This window comes from Psychrobacter sp. Pi2-51, from assembly GCF_904846665.1.
In the GTDB taxonomy this organism is placed as follows: Bacteria; Pseudomonadota; Gammaproteobacteria; order Pseudomonadales; family Moraxellaceae; genus Psychrobacter; species Psychrobacter glaciei.
This window is the reverse complement of the sequence record NZ_CAJHBP010000007.1, coordinates 141403-152991: the sequence shown is the minus strand read 5'-3', so window position 1 is coordinate 152991 and position 11589 is coordinate 141403. Positions and strand designations below refer to the sequence as shown.

Annotated in this window: 10 protein-coding genes; 3 read left to right on the top strand and 7 right to left on the bottom strand. The window is 45.2% G+C overall.

Annotation, left to right across the window (positions count from 1 at the left end):
- Nucleotides 1-17: 17 nt before the first annotated feature.
- The 6 genes from murG to JMY08_RS05845 all read right to left on the bottom strand — a co-directional run bounded on the left by murG (nt 18) and on the right by JMY08_RS05845 (nt 7346).
- Nucleotides 18-1103, bottom strand: a complete 1086-nt coding sequence (gene murG, locus JMY08_RS05870) for an undecaprenyldiphospho-muramoylpentapeptide beta-N-acetylglucosaminyltransferase (RefSeq protein ID WP_201592165.1) — start codon at nt 1101-1103, stop codon at nt 18-20.
- Between the two features lie 279 nt (nt 1104-1382).
- Nucleotides 1383-2354: a glutathione synthase gene (gene gshB, locus JMY08_RS05865; protein WP_201592162.1), complete on the bottom strand. Its 972-nt coding sequence runs from the start codon at nt 2352-2354 to the stop codon at nt 1383-1385.
- A gap of 57 nt (nt 2355-2411) precedes the next feature.
- On the bottom strand, nt 2412-3116 hold the full coding sequence (gene pyrE, locus JMY08_RS05860; protein WP_201592159.1) for an orotate phosphoribosyltransferase: 705 nt from the start codon (nt 3114-3116) through the stop codon (nt 2412-2414).
- Nucleotides 3117-3177: 61 nt separating this feature from the next.
- Complete coding sequence (locus tag JMY08_RS05855) at nt 3178-4182, bottom strand: hypothetical protein (RefSeq protein ID WP_201592157.1); 1005 nt, start codon at nt 4180-4182, stop codon at nt 3178-3180.
- A 74-nt stretch (nt 4183-4256) separates the two neighbouring features.
- The gene (locus JMY08_RS05850) at nt 4257-5096 is read right to left on the bottom strand and encodes an SDR family oxidoreductase (protein ID WP_201592155.1); all 840 of its coding nucleotides are present in this window, start codon (nt 5094-5096) and stop codon (nt 4257-4259) included.
- 63 nt (nt 5097-5159) lie between these two features.
- Nucleotides 5160-7346, bottom strand: a complete 2187-nt coding sequence (locus tag JMY08_RS05845) for a DUF4105 domain-containing protein (RefSeq protein ID WP_227679605.1) — start codon at nt 7344-7346, stop codon at nt 5160-5162.
- 176 nt (nt 7347-7522) lie between these two features.
- Between JMY08_RS05845 and ampD the strand changes: the two genes are divergently transcribed.
- The 3 genes from ampD to JMY08_RS05830 all read left to right on the top strand — a co-directional run bounded on the left by ampD (nt 7523) and on the right by JMY08_RS05830 (nt 10716).
- Complete coding sequence (ampD, locus tag JMY08_RS05840) at nt 7523-8113, top strand: 1,6-anhydro-N-acetylmuramyl-L-alanine amidase AmpD (RefSeq protein WP_201592151.1); 591 nt, start codon at nt 7523-7525, stop codon at nt 8111-8113.
- 322 nt (nt 8114-8435) lie between these two features.
- Nucleotides 8436-9986: a murein biosynthesis integral membrane protein MurJ gene (murJ, locus tag JMY08_RS05835; RefSeq protein ID WP_201592149.1), complete on the top strand. Its 1551-nt coding sequence runs from the start codon at nt 8436-8438 to the stop codon at nt 9984-9986.
- Between the two features lie 127 nt (nt 9987-10113).
- Entirely contained in the window at nt 10114-10716 is a 603-nt protein-coding gene (locus JMY08_RS05830) for a hypothetical protein (protein WP_227679604.1), read from the top strand.
- A gap of 11 nt (nt 10717-10727) precedes the next feature.
- Here the strand turns inward: JMY08_RS05830 and JMY08_RS05825 are convergent, their stop codons facing one another.
- Complete coding sequence (locus JMY08_RS05825; protein WP_201592146.1) at nt 10728-11336, bottom strand: GNAT family N-acetyltransferase; 609 nt, start codon at nt 11334-11336, stop codon at nt 10728-10730.
- Between the last annotated feature and the right edge of the window lie 253 nt (nt 11337-11589).

Below are 11589 nucleotides of genomic sequence, written 5' to 3'. Positions count from 1 at the left end.
TGGGGATGAGTTACAGGCTACAACGCTTGCCAAATAATATCGGCAACTTGCTTACTCGCACTACGATTGGCCAATGCATGACCTTTTTTTGCCATCGTTAAGCACTTTTCTCGATTAAGTACAGCAAGCTCATCACTCAAACGCTTGGCTGTCAGCTCAGCTTGCGGTAACAAGACTGCCGCATCATGTGAGGTTAGCGTGCGAGCATTAGCCGTTTGGTGATCATCAACGGCATGTGGTAACGGCACAAAAATAGCAGCAATTCCAACGTTTTGGATTTCGGTAACGGTCAATGCACCTGCACGGCAAACAATCATATCAGCCCAATTATAAGCCGCTGCCATATCATCGATAAAAGGCTGTACCGTAAACTGATGCCTGCTTAAGTCTTCGCTATCGTAAGCTGCTTGCGTGGCGGCCTCATTGTTACGCCCGCATTGGTGACGCACTTCAAAAGGCTCGTTTAGCAATGCAAGCGCTTTTGGCACGGTGTCATTTAAGGCTTGAGCGCCAAGTGATCCGCCTACTACCAACAATTTAAGCGGTGAGCGATCATTCACATCATAGCGTACCGTTGGCTCTGCGACACCTGTAATGGCATTGCGCACTGGATTGCCCACTGTCTCAAGCTTGGCATTCTGCGCACTATTAGCAAAGGTATCCTCAAACGCTTGTAACGTCTTGGTCGAAAGCTTAGACAGATAGCGATTGCTCATGCCAGCGATGGCATTTTGCTCATGGATAATCAGTGGCGTATTGGTTAGACGTGCAGCGATACCACCAGGTGCAGTCACATAACCACCGAATCCAACGACCACATCAATCTGATTACTACGAATCACTTTTACGGCAGCCATCGTCGCTGACAGCAGAGTCATTGGTAGCTTTAATAGTCGACCAACGCCTTTACCACGCAGCCCTTGCATATTAATAGCATGAAAAGTATAGCCAGTCGGTTTGACTAAACCATTTTCCATTCCGTTTGGCGTTCCTAACCAATGAATGACCGCACCGCGTTGGGTCAGCTCATCACTAACGGCAAGCGCTGGAAAAACGTGCCCGCCAGTACCAGCTGCCATCATCAATATATGCGGTGTTTTCATGAACGCCTGCCTATCTTTACTTTATTTATATGAAGGGTTTATCTCGCTGCCGTGACGTCTTTTATAAAAAATAATGACCTAGCCAAAGCCCGCATAGTATAGAGGAAATCATCGTCTTATATACAGCACTTTATGCAGCAAAAATAACAAAAATCCAAGCCATGATCGGTCACAGCTTGGCGTCGTGTAATGCTAATAAACGGTAAGAAAAATCAATGACTAACAATACCTTAAAATATGGGTTTTACGTAGTCAAAGTATTCCTTAACATAGCTAAAGCTATGCAGTAAATTTATTCTCAATCGCCATGATAAAATCGGTTGCGATATCTGTACCGCATTGATCATCAATCTCACGCACGCATGTTGGGCTAGTAACGTTAATCTCAGTGATACGCCCACCGATTAAGTCTAGACCAACGAACATCAGGCCTTTTTGTTTGACGATTGGTGCCACAACTTCTGCTACTTGGCGTTCGATATCAGTCAATGGCATGGCCACGCCGCTACCACCAGCTGCGAGATTACCACGGGTCTCCCCTTTGCTTGGAATACGTGCCAAGCTATAATCTATCACGACGCCGTCGACGATTAATACACGCTTATCGCCTTCCTTAATCTCTGGCAAGTAACGCTGCGCCATGATTGGCAGCGTCTCAAGTTCAGTCAGCACCTCTAACGTTACACCAATATTGGGACTATCGGCGGTCAGACGGAAGATGCCAGTTCCACCCATGCCGTCTAGTGGCTTGACGATGACATCCTGCTGTTCAGCGATAAACTGACGGATATGTGCCTGTTTACTGGTCACAATCGTCGGGCTCATATACTCGCTAAACCAAGTGGCAAATAATTTTTCATTACAATCACGGATCGCTTGTGGATCATTAACTACGAGCACGCCTGCCGCTTTGGCGTGATCGAGCATATAAGTCGCATAAATAAAGCGCATATCAAACGGTGGGTCTTTACGCATCAAAATCACGTCATAGCCACTGACTGGACCTGTACTTTTATCACCCAACGTATAAAAATCTGCTGGATCACGCTTAACCGTAAGCGGCTGAGTATCAACCATCAGCTGTCCACGATCCAACCATAAGTCATGAATCTGACAGTAGCCAAGCTGATGCCCGCGATCTTGAGCGGCCCACATCATTGCCAAGCTGGTGTCTTTTTTATAATTAACCCGCTCGATAGGATCCATGATGACGAGTATTTTTAACGATTTTTTTTGATTTTCTTGGCTCATGATAAGGCTCACTTACGTTATATTATTATTAAAACAGATTCAAACTTCAGTGCCCAACTATACGCCGTACTGCGCGCGGTAATGTTGCATTTTAGCTAATTGAGTCGCATCTTTGTACTGGCTCTCACCGTCTGACAAATAGCTGATTAAGTCGTCAATATCCACTAGTGCGCGCACTGGCACTTCTAGTGTAGCTGCAAGCTCTTGAATAGCAGAATGCTCAGCCAAGCCTTTTTCTTTACGATCAAGAGCCACGATAATACCTGCCACACTGGCACCTGCTTGCTCTAAAATATCGACCACTTCGCGCATCGCTGTGCCAGCCGTAATGACATCGTCAAGTACCCAAACTGCTTTGCCACTTACATCAGCGCCTACTAAATTACCACCTTCACCGTGGGTTTTGGCTTCTTTACGGTTATAACCCCACTTAGCATTGATACCATGATGGTGCCATAAGGCTTGCGCGGTGGCAGCCACAAATGGAATACCTTTATAAGCGGCGCCAAAAATAACCAGCTCTTGCTCATCTGTACCGTTATTGCTAGCAGCCATTTGTTCAGCCAAGGCATCGGCATAACCGCGCGCTAGTAACGACAACATTTCACCCGTCGCTAGCAAGCCAGCATTAAAAAAATACGGACTAATGCGACCAGACTTGAGTACAAACTCACCAAACTTCAGGACTTGGTTGTCTAAGGCCAATTGAATAAATTGATGAGATGAAAACGTGGAGTCTTGAGAGCGTGCTACGTGAGACATTATGACATTCCTATCAGCAAAAAGAGGGGCGAAAAACTGGCATTATTGTACGCATTATTGATCAGCTTGACCAACCATTGATCTCATAATCCTGCATATTGGCATAGCGAGTCAGTAAGCCACTACGTGATGAGACATTAAAATAGCTTTGGCCATCGTTCCGTACTTGTATCTCCCAGCCCAAATGATAAGCGGCAACAATAATGTGACCAGAAAACATCCGAATTTGACGATACGCGTGCCGCTGCGAGGGCTCATAAACAATCTGACTAAGCAAATAGCTACGTACATGCTGACATATTTGCGCAGCGCTATAGCTATGATTGATACTTTTGCGCGTACTACACTGTTTTAGAGCGTGGACAGCAGCACTACAGGCCATAATATCTGTCGCTAAACTGCCCTCTCCTGTCTCAAACTGCTGCGGCTGCAAAACCACTTGCCAATCATCGGCATACAGACTATTAAGCAATTCATCAGGATTATAACGCTTGGTCAATGCTCGTAGCGATGCTGAAGCGTCGTGGCGTTTATTATCTGACTCAATCATTTCAGAGCGATCAGCAGGCCTAAACCCAAAGCGGTGCAGTTTTGGATAAGCACGAATGGCCTTTTGGATATCTGACATATCTAACATAGTCATATCGGATAATGCTGATAACAATGGCTGCTCACTATGATTCTCATAAAAGTTATCAGGCAACTCGATAAGCTTGGCAGCATTGAGTAATGACAAATGCTCAGCCAGCGCTTCTGAAGCAATCAGTGCCCATTTCGAAAAGCGATCTTCATTGGGCTGATAGAACCGTGCAGAGCTACCGTAAAGCCGTCTTAATTGACCATTTAAGCGCCTAGCAGGCTCTGGGATATCAGTTAAAGGCCGTGCAGGGTCAAGGGGAGATTGTCTGGGATCAAAGTTTGGGTGGACGATTGCAGGCTGCTGTGAATCAGCTAGCATAGACGATTGCTCAGCCTTTTTTTGCACATGGTTTTCTGCCAGCTTACCGCCTTCTGCTGCCAGATTAGCATGAGACAAACGGTCATCAGAAGTAGAAGGCTGGGTCATGAAATCTCCATAGTGTATAAAATATAAAACGAATAAGAATGCTTAAATCAGGCAATTGTCTTACTCTTAAGGGCTTACTCTTGATGGTTCAAAATGTCACGGTAACCTGCTTGCCAGTCAGGATAATCCAGCCAAGCTAACGGAATGTTGCTATGCAAGCGCTTCCCCGTAACCGCTGTTTTTGAATGATCCATAGCAGGCGGCGTCTCACCTATTTGCTCGCTTAACCAAACGCCTAGCTCATAAGTAGTGACGGGCTCATAGTCAGTGGCGATATAGAGTGACTTTGGTGCGTCAATGGTCAGGACGTTGGTGATAATATTGACCAAATCACGATCCATAATACGATTACTCCAGTGCTGTGCGGCTACTGGCTCTTTTTGTTTCTCTTTGGCTTTGCGCAGGCGCATGAGACGCGCGCGACCATAAATACCGCTCGGACGAATGATAATAGCTTTATCACTAAAGCCTTGCTGCAAGACTTGTTCTGCTTGCAAGATTACCTTTGATGCTTCGCGCTCAGGACTGACAGGCGCGGTATTTTCATCGATCCATTCACCAGTATCTTGCCCATAAACACCCGTTGAGGAAATAAAGACAATACGTTCAAGGTTGGTTAACTTTGGAGCAAGCATCGCCAAATGCTGGTTAATCGCCAAGTAACTCTCGTGATAGCCGCTGGTTGAATAGTCATCGGGCGTGACGATAATCGCCATATGTGTAAAGTCTTGCAGCTGCTCAGCGGTCAATGTCAACGCATCGGCTTGCATAAACGTTGCCTCACTATCCAGATGATAGTGCTCGCGTTCATTGCGTGCCAGCCCAGTAACGTTAAAGCCATCTTGCGCAAGCTTGTTGGTGACCGGCAAACCGATATCACCTTGTCCGATAATCAGTAAATTTTGCATACTCATCATTTATCCTTTATTCGAACGCCATTTCTAATGACTGCTTATCTATCTTTTTAATAATAAGTGCTAAAAATAACGTCTATATGACAGCTGCACATCGTCATTGGCATCGATGCGATCTTGCCACTCATAGTTGGCATTGATACGTAATGCTTGTTTTTTATCGATATCGTATTGCAGACCCAAAGTTGAGACCGGCTGCCAGTAATGACCGCGAGCATTAGACTCATCGCTGCTGCCATGATACCAATATGGCAATTGCAATTCAGCCTGCGCACGTAACTGATTGTTAATTTGATAACGGCAACCAGCATTCACACCTGCGCCTACGCGAAAGCCTTTGTTAATACCGCGCCCTGCTTGTCCCGTGCCTGATAGCAAGGTGTAACATAACTGCGGCGGCATCTCGCCAGTACCAGCGCTTGGCGTACCAAATGCCCACGACCAGCCAGTCTCATAACCCACGCTCCCAACCAAATGATCCGTGCCATCTTGCTGTGAACCATCGTTTACTCGGGTCGCCTCGACACTGACGCCCCAAGTTTTGCCTTGCTGAGCGCTATTTACTGGGTTAAATGAGCGTCCGCGCAGCAGTGTAAAATTCTGCAAGACCACACTGTCCGGCTGTTTGTGGTTGCTATGGCTATCATCTTTGTCATAAAGACGTAGCGTCGCTGCCAGCCCTTCTAAATTAAAAAACTGTGAAAAACCAGCGGCCCGATCAAGGGTGTCATGAAAGCCTGCACGCACACCCACAGCGATATAATTATTGTCACCGTGCTGTCCGATACCAATCTGCGCCATTTGCAATGGATGTCTGTCTATTGGATTGTTGTTGGCAGCGACGATAGGTAAGTTGCGTATGGTTTTACCATCTGCTGACATACTGGATGTTGGATTGCGCTCTGCGGATTTAATCTCTTGAGCAGCTTCTTTAGTCAATGGCTGATAACTCAGCTTAGCGGAGGCCTTGGCTTGGTTAAGCGCGGCTTGACGTACGGTATTGTCAGCTGGCGTATAACGAGGGTTTGCCAGTAAGTCTTCTTCATTAAGCAGCTGAATGACGTCAGAGGGTACGACGGCATAAGGCAATCGGCTTAATAAATGCTGCTGCGGACGTACGACATCGATGAGGCGCAAAACCTCAGAGGCGCAGTTATCGGTGGTGAAATAATACGGTAATTCTAATCCTTTGGTTTCCCAAACATGCAACATGATTTGTTGCACCTCGCTTGGGGTCAAGTTCAACTGATACGTCCACGCATCGCGCTCATCGTCTTGCAAATATTTCGCCAGTTTTTCTGGGTAAGGATCGATTTCAATGGCGTTATCATAGAGACCTGTCATGGATTTGATGGCATAAACTGGAAAACTATCGTTTGGATCACCATCGACCGTATAATTCAGCGCGTAGGCATGATGAATCTGACTGGGATCAGCCACACTGGCCTTTGAGTCAATACGCAACAAGGTATGGGCAAAGGCTGATATGGGATTGTCCAAATACTCTTCGGCAAACATAATAGACAGCTGCTCAGGTGCCAGCTTTTGCATCCACTCATCCAGCTCTGGACACTCAGCTTGCCAGCTTGTCTTATCAATATTTAGCGTATCAGTCAGCCATTGTACGCGCGCTGGAAAACGGCAGAGCACCGAATTATTAGCGGTATTATCTTTGACAACCGTATTATGAGTCGGTGCTAATTCTTCAGCCAGAGCGACCAACAATGCATCAAGCTCTGCGCCTGAGTCTTGCGCACCTTTTTCACTTAAAAAGAAGCTAGCATCATCAACGAGACTTGTGTCTTTTTTCTTACCAATTAGATTCTTTTGATCATCAAAGAAGTACAATAAACGTCGCCATGTCGTATGCTGGGCTAGGTTTTCTGTTTTTGCTTGCTCGCGCCATGATGCTAGCAGCTGTTCTGCCTTGGTGTTGCTAGCGACAATATGACTAACGTTATTATCGACACTGCTAGTAGTAGTATTAGTGCGCAGATGATCAGTGACATCTTTATTTGAGGTGCTATTTGGCTTGATGTTATTATTTAGCCCAGCATCAGCTTTGTTATCCAACGCTAGCTCACCTGTGGTCACAAGCTCTGCGGGGGTTGGCAAAAATGCTTGCGCTTGTACTGTCAGTAACAGACCTGCAACCGTTAATGGTAAACGCGCGCGCCTGCTCACCTTTGTTGGCGTACAGTCTGTCGCCAAAAAGTTGCAATGCACCACAAGGTTTGAATATATAGACATGAGTAATATCTCGCACTGTAGAAGCCATACGCTCATCGCGTTTTTGGGTCTATCGAATCGTCAGAAGAAGGTTGTTATTAGCTGTTTTTTAGAGAGTTTTGCTATCAATTAATAAAAAATTGGTAATGACAAGTATTTGCTACGCACTTATTAACAAATTATAAAAAGAGAGCACTATGTCCACGACACCGCCAATGATTATAAAGGACGGGCGCTTATCCTCAGCCACTTGGCTTATGTCGCCGAACTATAATAAACGACCCGACAACCTGACTATTGACACCATTGTCATTCACAATATTAGCCTACCACCGAATGAGTTTGGCGTCTGCGGCAGTGATGGCGTTCATTATGTAAAAGCATTATTTACCAATCAATTGGACTGGGATGCGCATCCTTATTTTCAAACCATTCAGGGCGCAGAAGTCTCAGCACATTTATTTATAGAACGTGATGGTGCTATCACTCAGTTTGTAAACTTTGCCGAGCGCGCGTGGCACGCAGGCAGATCCAGCTACCTTGGTCGTCCTGAATGTAATGATTATAGCATTGGCATCGAGCTTGAAGGGTCAGATTTTGTGTCCTTTACCTCGGTGCAATATGACACACTTGCAGCCGTTATCGCTGCGCTATATGACGCCTACCCCAAAACCCGCCGACACTTAACCGGTCATAGCGATATCGCACCGGGTCGAAAGACAGATCCTGGCGATTATTTTGACTGGCCAAAGTTACGTAAACGGGTAGGAAAAAACCTTACGGACTAGGGCGTGTCCTCAATTCAACTGATAGCGATCTAAATGGGCTAAAAATGGTTAAATCTTGCCAATCATCGTCAAATAGCTAGGTAATATCTCGATATTATCTGCGCTCTTTTCCTTGTTTGACTACAATTTACCTCACTTTTATCACCATTTTTAAAATGAGGACACGCCCTAGCTTATCTAAGCACCCTGAAGCAATTCCACATCCAATCCATTTATCTCGATTATGAAAGTGCTATAATCCGTCAGTTTTTTGATAACAGCAACTCAGTAAACAATTATTAGTAAACAACTAGCAGTAAACAACTTAGCAAAATAGGTTCTCATGGCAAAAAGTCGGTTATTTCGCTCAACCATGGTCGTCAGCAGCATGACCATGCTGTCCCGTATCTTAGGTCTGGTACGCGATGTCGTATTATTAGGGGTGTTTGGCGCAGGTGGTCTGATGGATGCCTTTTTGGTCGCCTTTAAGATACCTAACTTTTTGCGCCGTCTGTTTGCTGAAGGCGCTTTTAGCCAAGCTTTCGTGCCAGTACTGTCCGAATACAAAGAAAAATACAGCTTACAACAGGTACAGATATTAGTCAGTCGTACCTCAGGTGCCCTATTGTTGATTTTGTCGATGCTCACTGTGGTCGTCATTCTAATGGCACCATGGGTAGTGACGTTATTTGCTCCCGGATTTGCTGACCAGCCTGGTAAGTTTGCCATCACGGCTGAGCTACTGCGCCTTACCTTTCCTTATTTATTATTTATTTCTATGACCGCTTTTGCTAGCGGTATTCTGCAAAGCTACGGGCGTTTTGCTGCGCCCGCTTTTGCACCCGTACTGTTAAACTTATGTATGATTGGCGGCGCATTAATTTTTGCCCCTATGTTCGACACACCGATTATGGCGCTCGGTTACGCTGTTGCAATCGCCGGTTTGCTACAGTTCCTCATACAGCTGCCGCAGTTATGGCAACAAAAGTTGCTGGTCGCACCTAAGATTGACTTTCAGCACGAAGGCGTTAAACGTATCTTGAAGCTTATGCTGCCTGCTATCTTTGGTGTCTCTGTCACTCAGATTAATCTGCTCCTCAATACTATTTTCGCCTCGTTAATGATTGGTGGTTCGGTTTCTTGGCTTTATGCGGCAGAACGTATGAGTGAGTTGCCGTTAGGACTGATTGGTGTAGCGATTGGTACGGTCATTTTGCCCAGTTTGTCGAAAAGCGAAGCCAAAAAAGACGATGTTAGCTTTAAAAAGACCATTGATTGGGCAGCACGACTGATTATTTTGGTGGGTGTGCCAGCGTCAGCCGCCCTATTTATACTGGCTGATGTGCTGATGCAAGCGCTGTTTTTACGCGGTGAATTTACCTTGCGTGATGCGCAGATGAGTTCGCTGGCATTACGCAGTATGGCAGGTGGTATTTTAGGCTTTATGCTCATTAAAATCTTTGCGCCAGCGTTTTTTGCCCGTCAAGACACTAGAACACCAGTAAAAATCGGTATCGTATCGGTATTTGCCAATATGGTTTTTAGTGTGATATTTATCGGGATATTTTACTTTTTAGAGATACCTCTGCATGGTGGTCTTGCCCTTGCGACCACAGGAGCGGCCTTCGTAAACGCGGGCTTATTATATTATTTCTTACATAAGCGCGATATTTTCCGTTTTGGCAGCCACTGGAAAAAGCTGTTTGCTCAGTTTGCAATCTCTACCGCTTCTATGGTTGCTGTTCTTTATATCATGTTACCTTACTTCCCAGCCGATGAGGCTCAGTGGCGACGTATCGCGGCTCTGCTCATCATGTGTGCGGTTGGTGCCCTAGTTTATGGGGTGGTATTATTAGCAACAGGCTTCCGTCCGCGTCAGCTAAAGCATGGCTAATTTATTTGTGAACGCTGAATAAATGACTTACTAAACCAAAACAAGCTTAATATGAGAATTGACAGTGAATGCCGCTGATAGTTGTCATAATCGATTATTGATAAATAAATGAAATTTGAGGTTTACTATGACAGTCGAATATTCAACGTTACGACGCTTACCAATGCTACTAACTGCTGGTGTATTAAGCACCGGACTACTAATCAGCGGGTGTAGCAACAACGATAATGTAGAAGCCGATAGCACAGCTGCCGTGGCTGGAAACCCTGAAGTCGATGCAGCCAATCAGACGGCAGACGTTGATGCAAATAACACAGTGGCAAGCGAGCAAATGACGGATAGCGCTAAAGATGAGACAACCATTGATAGTGATAACATCAACCCAATCACTGCTTCATCCAAACAAAAAAGCTTAGTGACCAATCCGACTGAAGCTGGTACGCCAGAAGACACCGTCAAACAGGCACTAAATAGCTTATATTATGGCGATGTAAAAGAAGCGGTTGGATACTATCAAGTAGATATGGCGAATTTCGAAAAAGAGCTTGCCAAAACACAATCCGCTTTTCAGCAGACTGTCGATGGCGTTACTATCACTGATACTAAGTATAATGATGACAAGACTCGTGCCACTATTACTGGTGAGTTGATGCTCAAAGGACAAAGCGAACCTGCGCCATTGACCTATCAGCTACAGAAGATAGAAGGTCAATGGAAGATCTTGGGTTAAGCTATTTTAGCTTACTTATCTGAAGCGCCATCCGATGTCACTGCTTTACCCAGCATCACGACATCAGCAATAAACCCTTCCATATCGCAAACTTCTGGCATGTAGCCCCACTGCTCAAAGCCAAGTTTACGGAAAAGTCCTAAACTTGGCTGATTGTGAGCAAAGACAAGCGCGATAATATTTCGAATGCCCAAGCTTGGCGCTTGCGTCAACATCCAGCGTGTCAACAAGCTACCTAGGCCTTGACCCTGATAATCTTGATTTAGATAGACGCTGATCTCAGTGCTGATATGATAGGCTGTCCGCGCATACAAATCACTGTAGCTGCCCCATGCAATTATCGGCGACTGCGCTTGCTCTGCATCATCCCCTCCTCGCAATGTTTTGACCACATATATGGGCCTTGTTGGACTGCTTAGATGCTCATCAAACCAAGCAGCTCGCTCATCTACGGTTACCAATGCAAGGTTAGCTGTTGCTTGTTTAGCAGGTATGCTTTGATTATAAATGGCTAAGACTTCTGCTAAATCTTCTTTACTCGCACGCTGCACAACAAACTGATCAGCGAGCTGATGTGTCGATAAATCAGTTGATATAGCGTTCAAGGCAACATCAGACATAAGATCTCCATAATTTTTAGCATTATTATCGGCATCATCGATAATAGTGAATAATAGTCATACTGATAACACAAGCAAGTACAAATAATTCATAAAGAATGACCACGCTGAGTGACTGATACTTTCACTATGCGTCGACTATAGGATGTTAGTGGGGCTATTTTACTTTATAATGGCTGCTTTTAGACACATCGATTGTTAGTATAGGTGTGTTTTTTCGTTTTTTATCTGGTCTTATCATAGCTGAAAACTT

Coding starts and splice junctions, on each gene's coding strand:
- JMY08_RS05850 (WP_201592155.1), bottom strand. CDS start 5,096: ATGAGTATGCAAAATTTACTGATTATCGGACAAGGTGATATCGGTTTG.
- JMY08_RS05830 (WP_227679604.1), top strand. CDS start 10,114: ATGACAGTCGAATATTCAACGTTACGACGCTTACCAATGCTACTAACT.
- gshB (WP_201592162.1), bottom strand. CDS start 2,354: ATGAGCCAAGAAAATCAAAAAAAATCGTTAAAAATACTCGTCATCATG.
- pyrE (WP_201592159.1), bottom strand. CDS start 3,116: ATGTCTCACGTAGCACGCTCTCAAGACTCCACGTTTTCATCTCATCAA.
- ampD (WP_201592151.1), top strand. CDS start 7,523: ATGTCCACGACACCGCCAATGATTATAAAGGACGGGCGCTTATCCTCA.
- murJ (WP_201592149.1), top strand. CDS start 8,436: ATGGCAAAAAGTCGGTTATTTCGCTCAACCATGGTCGTCAGCAGCATG.
- JMY08_RS05855 (WP_201592157.1), bottom strand. CDS start 4,182: ATGACCCAGCCTTCTACTTCTGATGACCGTTTGTCTCATGCTAATCTG.
- murG (WP_201592165.1), bottom strand. CDS start 1,103: ATGAAAACACCGCATATATTGATGATGGCAGCTGGTACTGGCGGGCAC.
- JMY08_RS05845 (WP_227679605.1), bottom strand. CDS start 7,346: ATGTCTATATATTCAAACCTTGTGGTGCATTGCAACTTTTTGGCGACA.
- JMY08_RS05825 (WP_201592146.1), bottom strand. CDS start 11,336: ATGTCTGATGTTGCCTTGAACGCTATATCAACTGATTTATCGACACAT.